Source organism: Paramesorhizobium endophyticum, assembly GCF_014640615.1.
In the GTDB taxonomy this organism is placed as follows: Bacteria; Pseudomonadota; Alphaproteobacteria; order Rhizobiales; family Rhizobiaceae; genus Paramesorhizobium; species Paramesorhizobium endophyticum.
In genome coordinates, this window is sequence record NZ_BMHH01000016.1 from 59,072 (window position 1) to 75,646 (window position 16,575).

The window sequence follows — 16,575 nt, forward strand, 5'->3', positions numbered from 1 at the left end:
TCGCCTTTCAGGGTGTCGGGTCGAGCGGCGTGGCGGGCTGGGCGCTCGAACGATAGGCGCTTTCCACCAGCGCCATCGTATTCCACGCATCCTCGACGGAACTGACGAGTTCCGTGTCCTCGGCCGCCGCGAAGCGCTGCAGGTTTGCCATGCGCCCGACAAAGGCATCCGGGAACCACGCGCCTTGCAATGGCACATTCACCCAGCCATCCCCGCCCTTGGGATAGATTTCCAGAATATCCGGCTCGCCGCGCGGATAATCGAGATTGACGCCGAGCTTCACATAGGCCGCGCCTTCCGTACCGCAGATGCGGAATTCGCAGGCCTGATATTTGCGGCCGAATTTATGGTCGTGATTGATCGACAGCGAGCAGCGCACTGTGTCGCCATAGTCGAGAATGGCGCTGGTCCGCGTCTGCGCCACCTTATGGTTGGGATGTCCCATCGTCTTGGCATGGACGCCGGTCGGGTCACCCAACACCTGCCGGATAAGGTCGAGATAATGGATCGAGTGCATGGCGATCTCGACCCGAGGCAACCCATTCAGGAACGGCCAGAGCTGCCAGGGCGTATCGAGCGCCAGCCATGCGTCGAAATCGATCACCTCGCCGAGCCAGCCTTTGGCGATGGCATCCTTTAGCGCCAGCATCATCGGCGCGAAGCGAAGCTGGAAATTGATCGCCGCTACGAGCTTCTTTTCCCGGCAGATGGCGAGGATTTCTTTGGCTTCCTCCAGCGTGTTGCCCATCGGCTTCTGAATCAGCACCGTCGCTCCGTCCGGTAGCGCCGTCAGCACCTGCGCGTGACGCCCCGGCGGGGTAGCAAGATCGAACACCGCATCCTCCACCGCCACTGCCTCAGCGACCGAGGAAAAAGCCGCCACGCCCCAGCTATCCGCAAGCGTCCGCGCCTTAGCCTGATCGGGATCATAAAGCCCGGCAATCGGAAAACCGCCCTTGCGATAGGCCGGATAATGCGCGTCGCCCACTATGGACCCTGCACCGAAGGTGACGATGGGATGCGGATTGGCCGGAAGCGGCCAGGATTGCGCCAGGCTGCCGGGTACAAAATTCTTCGAACGTTCGTCAATCAAGATGAAACACCTCGTCCATCATCGCCCACCACTCGCCTTCTTTCCGTGTCGAGAGGGGCACTTGGCAGGGCATGCAGACCGACCACCATTCCTGATTTTTCGGATCGGCGGCCATTTTAGCCATATCGGCCTCGAAATCGGTGCCGTGATATTCCCAATAGCCGAAAAGCAAATTCTCCGGCTCGCGCAGGAAGATTGAATAATTGCGGATGTTGCAGGCGGAAATCAGCGCCAGGATCTCCGGCCACACCGCTGCATGAAGCCGCTTGTATTCAGCGACCTTATCAGGGTTGAGCCCGATAACCATTCCCATTCGCTGCGCCATGTCAGCCCCGCAGTGTCCGGCCGGTTTCCGCGGAGAAGAGATGCGCCTGCGAAAGATCGAGGCTCATGGCGATCTTCTCTCCCGCCGTCAGCGGTTTCGGATTGAGCATCCGGGATACCCAATCGCGCCTGTTGAAGCCGACAAACACCAGCGTCTCATTGCCGAGCGGCTCGGTGATCGAGACCGGTAGATCGACCTGATGGATATTCGCCGCATCGCCCGATGAAAGCCCATGGCCGGTCGGGAAGATATCGTCTGGCCTGAGGCCGAACACGACCTTCTGCCCCGCCGTCACCTTCTCGCGGAACTGCACCGGCAGGGGCAGGCTGTCACCCGAAGCGAACACCAGCTTGCCGTCATCCACCGTGGCCTCATCGAGATTCATCGGCGGCGATCCGATGAAGCCCGCGACGAAGCGCGTGGCGGGCCGGCGGAACACCTCGTCCGGCGTACCGACCTGCTCGATATAGCCGTCGCGCATAATGACGATCCGGTCGGAAAGCGTCATCGCCTCCACCTGGTCATGCGTCACATAAATGATTGTGGACTGCACCTTGGCGTGCAGCTTCTTGATCTCGGTGCGCATCTGGGTTCTGAGCTTGGCGTCGAGGTTGGAGAGCGGCTCGTCGAACAGGAACACTTCCGGCTGGCGCACGATGGCGCGGCCCATGGCGACGCGCTGACGCTGCCCGCCGGAAAGCTGCGCCGGCCGGCGGTCGAGCAGCGGCTTCAGTTCCAGGATATCCGCGGCCGCCTCGACGCGCTCGTCGATCTCCTTCTGCGGACGCTTGGCGATCTTCAGCGAAAAGCCCATATTCTCGCGCACCGTCATATGCGGATAGAGCGCATAGGACTGGAACACCATCGAGATGTTGCGCGCTCGGGGTGGCAGATCGTTCACCACCTTGCCGCCGATCTCCAGCGCGCCATCGCTGATGTCTTCCAGCCCCGCGATCATGCGCAGCGTCGTGGACTTGCCGCAGCCGGACGGTCCAACCAGCGCTACAAATTCCCTATCCTTCACATCGAGATCGATGCCATGCACCACTTCGACCGAGCCATAGCGTTTGACAAGTTTTTTGAGCGATACGATGGCCATTGAAATTACCCTTTTACCGCGCCGAAGGTGAGGCCGGAGACCAGATGTTTCTGGATGATGAAGGTGAGGATCAGCGCCGGCACGATCATGACGACGGCAAGCGCGCACATGCCGCGCCAGTCGAGGGTGAACTCGGCGGTGTAGTCGAGGAGCCCGACCGGCAGCGTCTTGGAATTGACCGAGCGGGTGAGTTGCGAGGCAAGCGCATATTCGTTCCATGAGGTCAGGAACGCGAAGATGCCCGCCGACGCGATGCCGGGGCCGGCAAGTGGAAACTCCACCTGCCAGAACGCCTGCCAGCGGGTGCAGCCGTCGATCTGCGCGGCCTCGGCGAGATCCCGCGGCACCTGCCGGAAGAATCCGTCGATGAGCCAGATGGTGAAGGGCACGTTGAGCGCCACATAGGTCAGGATCAGGCCGAAATGCGTGTCGATGATGCCAAGCCGCGCATAGATCATGAACAGCGGCAGCGACAGCGCGATGCCCGGCACGGCGCGCGTGAGCATGAAGCCAAGGAAGATCGCCGACTTGCCCTTGAAGCGGAAGCGCGCGAAGGCATAGCCTCCCGCCATGCCGATGCCGAGCGCGATGACCGTGGAGGTGATCGAGACGATGATGGAATTGCGGAAATAATCCCACACCGGCACGCCGCCTCCGCCGATGCCGCCGAACATGGCGCGATAGGCGTCGAGCGACAAATCGGTCGGTATCCAGACCGGCGGCTTGGCCATGATCTCCACTGTCGGGCGCATGGAATTGAGGACGATCCAGACGCCCGGCAGGCAGATGACCGTCATCGCCAGGAAGAGGCCTATGAAATGCGCCAGTTTGAGCAGCCGGCGCTTGGCGCGATGGGTGCTGTTGAGGTCCGCCATTTTACCACTCCGCTCCGATCTGCTGGCGCGCAGCGGCCAGTTTCCTGAAGAAATAGACGGTGAAGAGGATCGACAGCAGGATCGAGACATAGGCCATGGCGTTTGCCACGCCCATGCGCGCATCGCTGTAGGCCGTCCGCCCGATCAGCGTCCAGAGCAGCTCCGTGCGCCCTGCCGGCCCGCCATCGGTCATGATCTTGACGATGTCATAGGCCCGTGCCACGTCGAGCGAGCGGATCGTCATGGCAATGAAGGCAAAGGGCATGACGAATGGCCAAGTGACGTAACGGAAGGTCTGCCACGGCGTACACCCATCCACCCGCGCCGCCTCGACCGGCTCCTGTGGCATGGCGAGCAGCCCGGCGAGGATCAGGATCGCGAAGACGGAGGTGGAGGACCAGACCTCCGCGACGATGATGGAGAATAGCGCAAGATTGCCATCAATAAGCCAGGGAATCGCCTGATTGCTGAGGCCTAGCGACTGCAAAACATTGTTAACGAGCCCGATATTGTCGTTAAACATGAATTTAAACTGGAAACCGACGAGCACGGGCGAGAACATCATCGGAAACATCATCAGCGTGCGCAGAACGCGCTGCCCATGCGTCGCCTTGTTGACGAGCATGGCAAGGCCCAGCCCAAGGAACATCTCGCTATTCAGCGCGATGGTAAGCAGCAGGATGGTCCGCCCGAACGCCACCCAGAAATCCCAGTTGGAGAGCACATTGACGTAATTGCGCAAGCCGATGAACACCCACAACGTATCCGGCCGCGTCAGCCGGAACGGCGTGAAACTGGAATAGAAGGAAAAGACGAGCGGCAGCACGATCACCGCGACAAGCACGATGATCGCGGGCAGGAGAAGCAGGGTTGGGGCGGGAAGTTTCAGTCTCATTTACAAGCCCTGCTCCTGATCGGCATGCGGCATGAATGTTAGCGCCCCCTTCCCCCTTGCGGGGAAGGTGCCCCGCGTCCGCGGGCGGATGGGGGTGGTGACGTTTGTGCTTTTGCTGGAGACAATGGCGTAAACGTCACCACCCCCACCCGACCCTTCGGGCCACCCTCCCCGCAAGGGGGAGGGAAAGCGGAGCCCTACAGCTTCCCTGCATCCTCCAGGATTTGCGTGGCCTTCTTCGCCGCATCGTCCAGCGCCTGCTTGGAGGTCTTGTCGCCAAGGATCGCCGCCTGCAGTTCCGGATAGACCGCGTTGGAAATCTCGATCCACTCCGCCAGCGGGGGCACCGGGAAGGCGTATTTCGAAGCTTCCTGGAAAGCCTTCAGCACTTCCGTCCGGTAGGGATCGTTCTTGGCCTGCTCGATATTGTAGTCCCACACCGCGCTGCGGGTCGGCAGCGGACCGGCGGCGGATTCGAGCCTCTGGCTGTCTTCATTGGTAAGCCACCAGACGAGCGAGGCCGCCGCTTCCTTGTTGGCGCAGCTTTCCGTCACTGAGAACCCATGGAAGCCGGACCAGCCGGTACGCTTGCCTGAGGAACCTTTCGGCTGCACCTTGACGCCCACATTCCCCGCGACCTTCGAGGTCTTCGGATCGTTGAAGAAGCCCGCCCAGCCCGGCCAATCGAGATTGAGCGCGATGGAGCCGGAGGCGAAGCCCTGGCCGAGATCGTCCCAAAGATAATTCGTCGTACCCGCCGGTACAGCCTTGGCCTTATAAAGAATCACGAACCAGTCGAGCGCCTTGACCCCGGCCTCGGAGTTGAAGGCGGGCTTGCCGTCGGCATCGATATATTCGCCGCCATCGGCCACCAGCATCTCATAGAAGCGGCCATTGATCGCCTCTTCCTTGCCGGCGAACTGCGTGCCGTAGAAGGTGGGCGGGTTGCTGAAGAATTCGGCCTGCTTCGTTACCTCGTCCCACGTATCGGGCGGCGCGAGATCCTCGCCATATTTTTCCTTATAGGCCTTCTTCTTCGCCTCGTCCTCGTAGAGACTCTTCTGGTAATAGAGCGCCGAAACGTCGAACTGCGCGCGCGGCAGCATGGCGAGCTTGCCATCAAGCGTCGCCGCCTTGATTACCGAAGGCACGAAAGCCGCGACCTCTTCCTTGGGGATGAAGGGCGTCAGGTCCGTATAGATGCCCGGATATTGCGGGGCGAAGGACGAGTGGTTCGAGCCGACGCACCAATTGAGGCTGCCCGCGGCGATATCCGACTTGATTTCCTTGTCGAGCTCGAAATGGTTCTTCTTCGAGAGAACGTTGACCTTGGCGCCGGTCAGCTTTTCCCATTCTCCGATGCGCTGATAGAGCGCTTCATATTGCTGGCCGCCGATCAGCTTGGCGTCGATCGTGACGCCCTCGAACTTGCCGGGCAAATCCTGCGCCCCGGCATTCCCGGCGGCAATGATGAGCGCTGCCGTGGAAACGGCAGTAAGCAATGCCTTCATGATTTCCTCCCTCAAGCAAGTCCAGGAAAAGGGCGAAGCGGTTTTCCGTTCGGACTTGCGTATAAATTTGGGCCACCGCCTCCCGATGCCCGCGAACGCTCATCCATGAGCGCTTCATTCATATGCAAACATTTAATTTATGCATCGTCAAGCGATCATTTTGCTTCTCGGAGGTATAGCTGTTCGTATATGAGTGAAGCACTTTACAGGAGAAGACCATGGCCGAGGACGACGACAGCGAACGCTACCGCGCGCCGGCGCTCGACAAGGGGCTGGACATTCTGGAGCTGCTCGCCGGCATCGATGGCGGGCTGACACAGGCGGAAATCGCCAAGGAGCTTGGCCGCAGCCCGAACGAGTTCTACCGCATGCTCGACCGGCTGGTGCGGCGCGGCTATGTCACGCGGCTCGACGGCGACCGTTTCTCGCTGACGCTGAAGCTGTTCGGCCTCGCCCAGCTACACGCGCCGGTGCGCCGCCTCGCCTCCTACGCTACGCCCCTCATGCGCGATCTGGCAATGAAGACGCGGCAGGCCAACCAGCTCGTGGTGTTCGACCGTGGCGCGGCCGTCGTCATCGCCCAGCAGGAAGCGCCGGATTATTGGGGCATCTCGGTGCGGGTCGGCTCGCATATCGGCCTCTTCAACACCGGCTCCGGCCATGTGCTTCTGGCCTTCCGTTCGCAGGAGGAGCGGATGATGATGATAGCGGAATATGAGCGCCGTGCCGACGAAACCATCCAGCCGCCGGATTTCGACGCCCGCCTCGATGCCATCCGCGAGCGCGGCTACGAGATCATGACCAGCGCCCAGATCGCCGGCGTCTACAACCTTTCCGCCCCCATCCTCGCCCCGGACGGCCGCGCCATCGCCGCACTGACGGTGCCTTATGTCACCCTCGTCAACGCCCCCGGCACGCCGGATATCAGCCAGGCCACGGAGTTGCTGGTGAAGGCCACCAGGGCGCTTTCGGAACTGGCGGGCGCGAAGGTGGGGTAGTTGTCAGGTTTTCAATCAGCCTTCACCCTCGTCCTTCGAGGCTCCGCTTCGCTCCGCACCTCAGGATGAGGGTGAAGGGCGTCGCGCCTGAAAGCGCATCGCGTGGAATGCCCCTCACCCTTACCCTCTCCCCGCAGGCGGGGAGAGGGAGGCGTCAGCATTTGCACCACTTCCTTCTTCCCCTGCACTTGGCAGAAGGAAAGGCGAAGACATCCATGTCCCCCTTCCCCGTAAATCACTGGGAGAGGGTAAGGGTGAGGGGCAATCCGCAACGCTTCAGCAGCCCTCATGGTGAGGTGCGAATGGAGCGCAGCGGAATTCGCCTCGAACCACGAGGGCGCCTGGCACTGATTTGAGGGAGGATCCTATGTTCATCGACACACACTTACACATCATCGACCGGCAGGCGCTGGCCTATCCATGGCTTGCCAATGTTCCCCCGCTCGATAAGGATTTTCTCTATTCGCAATATGCAAGGGAAGCGAAGCGGGTCGGCATTACCGCCACGCTTCATATGGAGGTGGATGTCGCGCCTGACGCCATAACGGCCGAAACCGATTATATCCGTGGCCTCGCCTCGCAACCCGGCAGCCTCATCGCCGGAGCCATCTCCTCCTGCCGCCCGGAGGAGCCGGACTTTCCCACCTTTCTCGAGCGCTGCAAGGCCGATCGCTTTATCAAGGGTTTCCGCCGCGTGCTCCACGTCATGCCGGACGACCTCTCCGAATCCGCTCTCTTCCGCGAGAATATCAAGCGCCTCGACGGCAGCGGCCTCACCTTCGACCTCTGCGTCCTCCCGCACCAGATTCCCCGCGCGGCAGTTTTGGCCGACCTCGCTCCCGGGACGCAATTCATCCTCGACCATTGCGGCGTCCCGGCAATCGCCGCCGGCGAGAAACACCCGTGGCGTGAGCACATCGCCGATATCGCCAGGCGCCCCAACGTTACCGCCAAGATTTCCGGCGTCATCGCCTACGCCGACGCGGAAGCCTGGGACGTTGCCACGCTCGCGCCCTATGTCGAGCACGTGGTCGATTGCTTCGGCTGGGACCGCATCGTCTGGGGCAGCGACTGGCCCGTCTGCACGCTGGGCGGCGGACTGTCGACATGGGTGGCCACTACGCATGCGCTGTTTGGCGGGGCGAGCGAAGGGGAACGGCGGAGGCTTTATAGCGAGAATGCGAAGCGGATTTGGGGGCTGGATGTGACTCTTTGAGGGTACATCGATACCCCTCATCCGACCGCGCTTACGCGCGGCCACCTTCTCCCACAAGGGGAGAAGGCCGGTGAATTGCATAGCAGTTTCCGTCAATCACTGACGTCGGCGATTGACGGTAGCGTTCGTGCCGTCCCCACCTTCTCCCCTTGTGGGAGAAGGTGGCCGCGCGTACGCGGTCGGATGAGAGGCCCCAGCGCTACGCTCTAAAATCATCCCCCGCCAAATGCCGGAACACCCCCACCACCTGCTCATACAGCCCCCGCTTGAACGGCACGATCAGCGAAGGCAACTCCTCCATCGGCTTCCAGGCCCAATCGTCGAACTCGGCTGTGTGTCCGTCCGGCGGTGGATTGATGGCGATTTCGCTTGTGTCGCCTTCGAAGCGATACGCAAACCACCGCTGCTGCTGGCCGCGATATTTGCCCTTGAGCGCCACGCCGACGAGATGCGGCGGCAAGTCGTAGTGAATCCAGCCCGACGCTTCGGCCAATAGCGACACCGAGCGAATGCCCGTTTCCTCGTAAAGCTCGCGCCGTGCCGCAGCTTCGGCGTCCTCGCCCTCGTCTATACCGCCCTGCGGCATCTGCCAGAGCTGCGCCGCTCCTTCCATCTCGCCATTGGGAACGACGATCCGCCGCCCTGCCCAGACGAGGCCGTCACGGTTCAGCACCATGATGCCGACGCAAGGCCGGTAAGGCAGCGTCTCGGGGTCCACGGGAGCCTTGTCATTTTTCATGGAACATCTCCAACCTAATGACCCCGCTCTATTCCCTTTCCGGGTCGCGGACAAGCGCGGAAACCGGCACGATCTCAATGCCGCGCGTCTTCGCCTCGTTCGCCCAGATCGATACGGCTTCAACGGTTACTGGGAAGGCCGAGCCGGTGGCCATGGCGGCGCCCCTGGCGCGGGCGGTGCGCTCTAGCTCGTCCAGTTTTTTCAGGATTTCGCCGCGCTCCTGTACCGCGTCGAGCAACAGGTCGGCGGCAGCGAAGGGCGTCGCCTGCTCCAGCGCGATCCGCTCCACCTGGCTGCGCGCCGAAGTGCCGTCGTCGAGATAGAAGAGCCCGCGCCGGCCGATTTCCTCAACCACCGGCGTCAACGCCGCCGGGTCTGCCGTGAACCGCGCGCCCATATAATTCATGACGCCGGTATAATTGGTGATGCGCGACAGCGTCCAATGCAAATCGTTGATATTCTTCTGCGCTCCGCCGTCCACCGTGAGCGTATGACGCCCCGGATCGACGCGCGGATAATCGAACGGCTCAAGCGGCACCTGCATCAGGATTTCATGGCCGCGCTGGCGCGCCGTCTGCATCCAGCGCGTGAGACTGTTGCCCTGCGGCGCGAAGGCGAGCGTCACTTCCTCGGGCAATTGCCGGATGGCGTTCTGCGTGCCGGTCTGCGACAGGCCGAGCCCGCCGATGACGATGGCGACCCGCGCGCCCCGCGCGCCCGACCATCCCCGCGCATAGACATCCAGCGGGCGCCGCCCATCCGGCCCGCGCACCGGCAACGGCCCGAGCGCCGATTGTTCGATGAGTTCGGGATCGGGAAGATGCGCGATGCGAAGATTCTGCCCGATTTTCGTGGGATCGGTGACGGAGATATTGGCCGGCATGTCCGGCGTCACCCTGATGATTGCGGGACCGTCTCCCTGGCGCAGCGGCGGCAATTGCGGCTTGCCCGCCGCGATGACGGTCGGCGTCGCCGCTTTCTCCTGCGGCGGCGTCGGAGGCGTGGGATTGCGGAAAACCGCGCCTTTGCCGATCGCGAGATAGCCCGCGATGCCCACAATGCCGATCACGGCGACAGCAGGCATAATCCATGAATAAGCGCGGGAACCGGCGTCCCCGCGCTTGCGCTTTTTTCTGTCCTGCCCCAGCGGGCTATGGATGTCCGACATGCCTTTCAGCCAGCCCCCACGGCTGAATTAAACCGGATATCAGTTCGGCACGCCCTTGTTCGTGTCGGGCGGGAAGGCCGCGTTGGCCATTTCGCCGCGCAGCAGCTTGAAGGCCTGGTTGAGCTGGACGTCGTCCTTCGGATCGGGCGGCACATAGGCTGCCGAGCCGGAGCCCTTGGCGTCCTCTTCCGGACCCTTGATATGGCCCTTCAGCTCCGACTCGCCGCGCGTGACGTTCTGGTCCTTGAACTCCTCGGGCAGCGGCTGCTCCACGACGATGTCGGGCGTGATGCCCTTGCCCTGGATCGACTTGCCCGACGGCGTGTAATAGAGCGCCGTGGTCAGCCGAAGCGAGCCATTTTCGCCCAGCGGAATGATCGTCTGCACCGATCCCTTGCCGAAGGACTGCGTACCCAGCACGGTGGCGCGGCGGTGATCCTGCAAGGCGCCCGCGACGATTTCCGACGCGCTGGCCGAGCCGCCATTGACCATAACGATCAGCGGCTTGCCATTGGTCAAGTCGCCCACCCGCGCGTCGAAGCGCGTCACATCCTGCGGATCGCGTCCGCGGGTCGAGACGATCTCGCCCTTGTCGAGGAAGGCGTCCGAAACCGCCACAGCCTGGTCGAGCAGGCCGCCCGGATTGAGGCGCAGGTCGAGCACATAGCCCTTGAGCTTGTCGTTCGGCACCTTCGCCTGGATGTCCTTGATCGCCTTCTGCAGATCCTCATAGGTCTGCTCGGTGAAGGAGATGACGCGCAGATAGCCGATATCGCCCTCCACCTTGGAACGCACGGCGCGAACCTTGACGATAGCGCGCACGATCTTGAGCTTGATCGGCTTGTCGACGCCCTTGCGCACCAGCGTCAGTTCGATCGGCGTATTCACCGGTCCGCGCATCTTGTCGACGGCGTCGGTGAGACTCATGCCGCGCACCTCGGTCCCGTCGATCTGCGTGATGAGGTCGCCCGCCATCACCCCGGCCTTGGAGGCGGGCGTGTCGTCCATGGGCGAAATCACCTTGACGAGATCGTTGTCCATCGTCACCTCGATGCCAAGGCCGCCGAACTCGCCCTTGGTCTGCACGCGCATGTCCTGCGCCGCCTCCGGGTTGAGGTAGGACGAGTGCGGGTCGAGCGAGGTCAGCATGCCGTTGATCGCGTTCTCGATCAGCTTCTTGTCTTCAGGCGGTGTGACATATTGAGCACGCACCCGCTCGAAAATATCGCCGAAGATCGCAAGCTGTTTATAAGTATCGCTGCCGGCAGCCGCATTGTTGGCCGACGAGGCCGGGGCCCCCTGCACCACAACCATCGCCGAGGCTCCCAGAAGGGCGCCAGCGAAGAGAAGCGATAGTTTACGTATCATTTTGGGTCCTTCCAGAAAGCCGCACCGTCCACCAGGGGGCGGGATCGACTGGTTTTCCATCTTTCCTGAATTCTATGTAGAGCATGGGTGCGCCATTGTCCCCACCCCCATTGTCGCTACTCAAAGAAGCAGCACTCGCCAAAAGCCTCTCCCCCATCGCCCCGACCGGCTCGCCCGCCAATACGAACTGGCCTTGGCTGACCTCGATTCTCTTCATTCCCGCCAGAACGATATGATACCCACCACCAGCGTCCAGGATCAAGAGTTGTCCATAGGACCGGAATGGACCGGCATAGAGCACCACGCCATCGGAAGGTGACGTAATCGTGGCATTGGCGGCGGTCTCCAGCATTTCCCCCATGCTTGTGCCTGATATGTCATCCTTGTCGCCAAAACGCCGCACCATGCGCCCCGACGCCGGCTGGATCAGTTGCCCGCGCAGCGAGGCAAAATCCACCTGCGCCGTGAGACGGCTGGAATCCGGGTCGCGGCTCTCCGCCCGCTCCTGCCCCTCGGCGAGGCGCTGCTCCTCCGCCGCGCGTGCGGCTTCCGCGGCCTGGCGCACCGCCTGCATCTGGCTGTCGAGTCCGGCGATCAGTTCCTTGAGGCTCGTCGCCTTCCGCGCCAGCTCTTCGACACGGGCACGCTCGGCGGCAAGCTGCTCTTCCGATCGCGAATGCAGCTTCTTCTTTTCCTCCAGCAGCAGGGAAAGCCGCTTCTGTTCCTCCACCTGCGCCTGGCGCGTGGCGGAAAGCCGCTGCTGCTCCTCCGAGATCGAAGCGGTGACGCGGCTCATATCCTTGAGATCGCCCATCAGCTCTTCGGTCTGCTGGCGCATCTCCGGCACGACCGCACCCAGCAGCACCGCGCTGCGCACCGAGGCAAGCGCATCGTCCGGCCGCACGAGGATGGCGGGCGGCGGGTTCAGCCCCATGCGCTGCAGCGCCGCGAGCACTTCGGCCAGCACGCCGCGCCGTGCCCTGAGCGACAGCCTTATGCCGTCCTCCTGCTCGTTGAGCGATGTGAGCTTTTCGTCGATGTCCGCGATATCTTTGGCGAGCTTTTTTTCGGTCTTGGCCGACTGGATCAGGGCAGCGGTAATCGTCGTCTGATCTTTTTTAAGCGCGGCGATTTCCTCGTCGAGCTTGGCGAGCTTTTCCTGGCTGAGCGTAATCTCGTCGGTGACCTTGTCGAGCTCGCTGCCGGTTTGCGCCCGCCGCGCTTCCAGCGGCGTCTCCTGCGCCTCGGACGGCGCAAGACCAGCCGTCCATCCGGCGCACACGAACATCAGGAGCCCCACGCCTTTTCTCAAAGCGCGGCGTCCTCCCGAAGCGATCCCCGATACGCTGGACTTCTGGCACATATACTAAATCGCCGCCTTTGAACTGCGGCCCGATGGTCATGATTGGTCGCATGATCCCGAAAGGTTGTCGACTTTTCGGATAAGATCATGCGGTGAAGCAATGCCGACATTATGCCCTGTTTCGTTAAGGAAGCATCAACCATAATGCGGAATGTGGGAGAAAAATGTTCCTGCCTTATCGGCGGCGATATGTACAAGCCAATTGCACCCCGACCCTCTCCCATACTATCATTGCGGCCATATTCGAGTTGTCCCGGAGGCCACCATGCCCCAGACCGTGTATAAAATCAGCGAAGCCCGCAAGAATTTTGCCGAGGTGCTTAAACGCGCCAATCGGGGCGAGGAGATTATCATTATGCGTGGCACGCAAGCTTATGCCCGTATCTGTCCTGCCGATGGCGAAAAGCGCCCGTTCGGCCTCCTGCGCCACCGCGGTCTGCCGGACGACCTGTTCGACGACGAACAGGCGGCCGCACCTCACAATGAGAGTGAAGGGACCGAAACGCCGCGGTAGTCCTCATGCTGAGGTCTATAGGGGAGCGAAGCGGAACGGAGCCCTTGAAGAGGTGGTGTGAGGCGGTTCTTGTTTGATGGGATCGTCTGATTACGTTTGGAACCGTCGTAGTGGTGGAGACCTAGAGGCATGGATCCCAGTGACAAGCACTGGGATGACGGTTGCGTTTGCTGGTGGCAACCTTTTTTTTAACCTCTCCGCTTGGCGGAAGCATATCCCGGTAGTGGAAAAACATCTCCACCCCGTCATCCCAGTGCTTGTCACTGGGATCCATTCCTCTACGGTGGCGTGAACCGCACGATAAGAGAACAAGCCGCTTCCACCTATGGCGGGCATGTTTTGATAGGATCGTGGATCCCGATGGCGGCTCCGTATAAAGATGAAACGCCCTAACAAAAGCGACTCAAACCCGGTGATACGGATGCCCCGCCAATATCGTCGCAGCACGATAAAGCTGTTCGGCGATCAATATCCGCGCGATCTGGTGCGGCCATGTCATCGCGCCGAGCCCGAGCACCAGATCCGCCCTTTCGCGCAGGCGGGAATCGTGCCCATCCGGGCCGCCGATGGCGAGGATCAAGTGCCGCTTGCCGTCATCGCGCAACCGGCCAAGACGGCCGGCAAAATCTTCCGAGCCTAGCGCCTTGCCGCGCTCGTCGAGCAGGATAAGCCCTGCCCCGCCATCCAGCGCCTCGAACAATCGCGCCGCTTCCTCCTGCTTGCGCAGGTCAGCCGTCGCGGCGCGGCTCTCCGTGATCTCCGACACGCCGGAGAATTCCAGCCCCAAGTGCGGCCCCGCCTTGGCGAAGCGGTCGAAATAACGGTCGGCCAATTCCCGCTCGGGGCCGGGCTTCATCCGGCCCACGGCAAAAACGCTGATACGCATGGCCTCTCCCTTTCCCTGGTTTCAACCGGCAGCCCGGCTGATATCAGTGAAAGGTTCCGGTCTCAAACTCTCCGTCGATATCCGGCGCGAGCCACATCTTTTCGATGTTGTAGAACTCGCGCATTTCCGGACGGAACAGGTGGATGATGATATCGCCAGCGTCGATCAGCACCCAGTCGCCATTCGTCAGCCCCTCGACCCTGGCGTTGCCGTAACCGGCATCCTTGAGCGCGCTGAGCAGATGATCGGCAACCGCCGTCACATGGCGATGCGAGCGGCCCGATGCGATCACCATGTAATCGCCGAGCGCCGACTTGCCTCTGATATCGATGGAGACGATGGATTCCGCCTTTGAGTCTTCGAGACTGGCGAGGACCATTTCGAGAGCATGGGATACGGAGCGAAGCCCGCTGACCCCAGCTGTTGAAGGAGCAAAAACATCCTTCTTCTGAATTGCTGTTCTCAGTGTCTTTCCTTTCCAACAAGAACAACGCCGCACGGTCTAACATACGACCCTACAGGACGAAGATAGGCAGAGTCCCATGACAGTTTCAAGACCCGCCCGCTTGCAATGTTACTTATCCCTTATTTGTTCCCCGCTTCGCGTGGCCGTTGCGGATCGCGGTGGAGGAAAGCGACGAGCGCGGTCCGTGGATGAAGGTCCACACCGGCGGGCGCAGATAGGGAAGTAGCAGCGCATCATCCTCGTCGATGCGCGCATGGGAAAAGGTCTTGGCAAGCCGTGAGGAGAGATAGGAAAGGGTCGCGCCGGGCCGGTCGATAATGGCGATGGGAAATGTCGTGGCGATCTGCCGCCAGCGCTGCCAGCGGTGAAAATTGACGAGATTGTCCGCGCCCATGATCCAGACGAAATGGACGCCCGGGTTGCGCGCCTTGATCAGCGCCAGCGTGTCGGCGGTATAGCGCACATTGTAGGCCGCCTCGAATGCGGTCACCTTGATATGCGGATCGCGCGCGATCTTCCGGCTCTCCGCCACGCGGGTTGCGAGCGGGGCAAGCTCCTTGGCGTCTTTCAGCGGATTGCCCGGCGTCACCATCCACCAGAGCTGGTCGAGCCCGAGTTGCCGCAGCGCGATTTCGGCCACCAGCGCATGGCCGGCATGGGGCGGGTTGAACGAGCCGCCGAACAGGCCCACCGCCATGCCCTTCTCGACATGCGGCATCCTGAGATAGGATGCGTCGAGGCCAGCCCTCTGATCGCTCACGGGCGTATCTGGCCGTTGCCGCGCACGCGGTATTTGAACGAGGTGAGCTGCTCGACGCCGACAGGTCCGCGCGCATGCATCTTGCCGGTGGCGATGCCAATCTCCGCCCCCATGCCGAACTCCCCGCCATCGGCGAACTGCGTCGAGGCATTGTGCAGGAGGATGGCCGAATCGATCTCGTTGAAGAAGCGCTCCACCGCGCGGGCGTCGTCCGCGACGATGGCCTCGGTGTGGTGCGAGGAATAGCGATTGATGTGATCGATCGCGCCGCCGACGCCGTCGACCAGCGCCACGGAGATGATCGCGTCGAGATATTCGGTGGACCAATCCTGCAAATTTGCGGGCTTGGCTTGCGGATAAAGCGCGCGCACCTCCTTGCTGCCGCGAATCTCGCAGCCCGCCGCGCGCAGATCGTCAAGAATCGGCACAAGATGTGTCGCCGCCGCGGCCTGATCCACCAAGAGCGTTTCCGCCGCGCCGCAAATGCCCGTGCGCCGCATCTTGGCGTTGACCGCAATCTGCCGCGCCATGGCGAGGTCTGCGGTCGCGTCGATATAGAAATGGCACAGCCCCTCCAGATGCGCGAAGACCGGCACCCGCGCTTCTGTCTGCACCCGCGCGACAAGGCTTTTGCCGCCTCGCGGGATGATGACGTCGATATCGCCGCCAAGGCCCTTCAGCATCTCGCCCACCGCAGCGCGGTCCGTCGTCGGCACGATCTGAATGGCGTCTTCCGGCAGCCCCGCCGCCTTCAGCCCTTCGATGAGCGCCGCATGGATTACCGCCGTCGAATGCGCCGAATCCGAACCACCGCGCAGGATCACCGCATTGCCGGATTTGAGGCAGAGCGCCCCGGCATCGGCAGTCACATTCGGGCGGCTCTCATAGATGACGCCGACAACGCCGAGCGGCGTGCGCACTCGCTCGATATGGAGGCCGTTCGGGCGGTCCCATTCTGCGATGATCTCGCCGACCGGGTCCTTCAGTTCCGCAATCGCTCGCACCCCATCGGCCATTGCCCGAATCCGCTCGCGGGTAAGTTTCAGCCGGTCAAGCATAGAGGCGGAAAGCCCCGCTTCCTCGCCATTGGCGATGTCGAGGGCATTCGCCGAAAGGAGCTTGACCTCGCAGCGCATCAACGCATCCGCCATGGCGATGAGCGCCGCATGCTTACGCTCTGCCGAAGCGATGGCCAGCGGCCCGGACGCGGCCCGCGCCTTCGCCCCGATCTCCGCCATCAAGCCTGCAATATCCGTTTCAGCCTTCGTCAGCATTTCCCCTCCTAGCGCCCTCGTGGGT

17 protein-coding genes are annotated in these 16,575 nt (G+C 62.1%); 3 read left to right on the forward strand and 14 right to left on the reverse strand.

The genetic code is table 11. From position 1 onward, the window contains the following. Nucleotides 1-7 precede the first annotated feature (7 nt). The 6 genes from IEX53_RS17270 to IEX53_RS17295 form a co-directional block, all read right to left on the reverse strand. Complete coding sequence (locus IEX53_RS17270) at nt 8-1,090, reverse strand: Gfo/Idh/MocA family protein (RefSeq protein WP_188825485.1); 1,083 nt, start codon at nt 1,088-1,090, stop codon at nt 8-10. Beyond that, nucleotides 1,086-1,418: an L-rhamnose mutarotase gene (locus IEX53_RS17275; protein WP_188825435.1), complete on the reverse strand. Its 333-nt coding sequence runs from the start codon at nt 1,416-1,418 to the stop codon at nt 1,086-1,088. Before IEX53_RS17275 ends, IEX53_RS17270 begins: the two co-directional genes overlap by 5 nt. 1 nt (nt 1,419) lies before the next feature. Beyond that, nucleotides 1,420-2,517 carry an ABC transporter ATP-binding protein gene (locus tag IEX53_RS17280; RefSeq protein WP_188825436.1) on the reverse strand — a complete coding sequence of 366 codons (1,098 nt, stop codon included), beginning with the start codon at nt 2,515-2,517 and terminating at the stop codon, nt 1,420-1,422. A gap of 5 nt (nt 2,518-2,522) precedes the next feature. Continuing rightward, nucleotides 2,523-3,392: a carbohydrate ABC transporter permease gene (locus tag IEX53_RS17285; protein WP_188825437.1), complete on the reverse strand. Its 870-nt coding sequence runs from the start codon at nt 3,390-3,392 to the stop codon at nt 2,523-2,525. 1 nt (nt 3,393) lies between these two features. Continuing rightward, nucleotides 3,394-4,287: a carbohydrate ABC transporter permease gene (locus IEX53_RS17290; protein ID WP_188825438.1), complete on the reverse strand. Its 894-nt coding sequence runs from the start codon at nt 4,285-4,287 to the stop codon at nt 3,394-3,396. 197 nt (nt 4,288-4,484) lie between these two features. Next, nucleotides 4,485-5,798 carry an ABC transporter substrate-binding protein gene (locus IEX53_RS17295; protein ID WP_188825439.1) on the reverse strand — a complete coding sequence of 438 codons (1,314 nt, stop codon included), beginning with the start codon at nt 5,796-5,798 and terminating at the stop codon, nt 4,485-4,487. A 218-nt stretch (nt 5,799-6,016) separates the two neighbouring features. Between IEX53_RS17295 and IEX53_RS17300 the strand changes: the two genes are divergently transcribed. Together IEX53_RS17300 and IEX53_RS17305 are read left to right on the forward strand one after the other, a co-directional pair. Next, nucleotides 6,017-6,796: an IclR family transcriptional regulator gene (locus IEX53_RS17300; RefSeq protein WP_188825440.1), complete on the forward strand. Its 780-nt coding sequence runs from the start codon at nt 6,017-6,019 to the stop codon at nt 6,794-6,796. A 367-nt stretch (nt 6,797-7,163) separates the two neighbouring features. Next, complete coding sequence (locus IEX53_RS17305) at nt 7,164-8,012, forward strand: amidohydrolase family protein (protein WP_188825441.1); 849 nt, start codon at nt 7,164-7,166, stop codon at nt 8,010-8,012. Nucleotides 8,013-8,211: 199 nt separating this feature from the next. On the opposite strand, the gene IEX53_RS17310 is transcribed toward IEX53_RS17305, so the two are convergent. From IEX53_RS17310 to IEX53_RS17325, 4 genes are read right to left on the reverse strand one after another with little or no spacing between them, the layout of a single operon-like run. Continuing rightward, the gene (locus tag IEX53_RS17310; RefSeq protein ID WP_188825442.1) at nt 8,212-8,751 is read right to left on the reverse strand and encodes an RNA pyrophosphohydrolase; all 540 of its coding nucleotides are present in this window, start codon (nt 8,749-8,751) and stop codon (nt 8,212-8,214) included. A 28-nt stretch (nt 8,752-8,779) separates the two neighbouring features. After that, nucleotides 8,780-9,919 carry a divergent polysaccharide deacetylase family protein gene (locus IEX53_RS17315; protein WP_188825443.1) on the reverse strand — a complete coding sequence of 380 codons (1,140 nt, stop codon included), beginning with the start codon at nt 9,917-9,919 and terminating at the stop codon, nt 8,780-8,782. Nucleotides 9,920-9,958: 39 nt separating this feature from the next. After that, nucleotides 9,959-11,287 carry a S41 family peptidase gene (locus tag IEX53_RS17320; RefSeq protein WP_188825444.1) on the reverse strand — a complete coding sequence of 443 codons (1,329 nt, stop codon included), beginning with the start codon at nt 11,285-11,287 and terminating at the stop codon, nt 9,959-9,961. Then, the gene (locus IEX53_RS17325) at nt 11,277-12,650 is read right to left on the reverse strand and encodes a murein hydrolase activator EnvC family protein (RefSeq protein WP_188825445.1); all 1,374 of its coding nucleotides are present in this window, start codon (nt 12,648-12,650) and stop codon (nt 11,277-11,279) included. The genes IEX53_RS17320 and IEX53_RS17325 overlap by 11 nt, the downstream gene beginning before the upstream one ends. Nucleotides 12,651-12,915: 265 nt before the next feature. On the opposite strand from IEX53_RS17325, the gene IEX53_RS17330 reads away from it, so the two are divergent. Continuing rightward, nucleotides 12,916-13,164, forward strand: coding sequence for a type II toxin-antitoxin system Phd/YefM family antitoxin (locus tag IEX53_RS17330; protein WP_188825446.1), 249 nt, complete (start codon nt 12,916-12,918; stop codon nt 13,162-13,164). Nucleotides 13,165-13,567: 403 nt separating this feature from the next. Here IEX53_RS17330 and rlmH read toward each other — a convergent pair whose 3' ends face one another. From rlmH to IEX53_RS17350, 4 genes are all read right to left on the reverse strand, one after another. Continuing rightward, the gene (rlmH, locus tag IEX53_RS17335; RefSeq protein WP_188825447.1) at nt 13,568-14,050 is read right to left on the reverse strand and encodes a 23S rRNA (pseudouridine(1915)-N(3))-methyltransferase RlmH; all 483 of its coding nucleotides are present in this window, start codon (nt 14,048-14,050) and stop codon (nt 13,568-13,570) included. Nucleotides 14,051-14,093: 43 nt separating this feature from the next. Next, entirely contained in the window at nt 14,094-14,429 is a 336-nt protein-coding gene (gene rsfS, locus IEX53_RS17340) for a ribosome silencing factor (protein ID WP_188825448.1), read from the reverse strand. Between the two features lie 199 nt (nt 14,430-14,628). Further along, nucleotides 14,629-15,234, reverse strand: coding sequence for a nicotinate-nucleotide adenylyltransferase (locus IEX53_RS17345; RefSeq protein ID WP_188825486.1), 606 nt, complete (start codon nt 15,232-15,234; stop codon nt 14,629-14,631). Nucleotides 15,235-15,272: 38 nt separating this feature from the next. Beyond that, the gene (locus tag IEX53_RS17350) at nt 15,273-16,550 is read right to left on the reverse strand and encodes a glutamate-5-semialdehyde dehydrogenase (RefSeq protein ID WP_188825449.1); all 1,278 of its coding nucleotides are present in this window, start codon (nt 16,548-16,550) and stop codon (nt 15,273-15,275) included. Nucleotides 16,551-16,575: the final 25 nt, after the last annotated feature.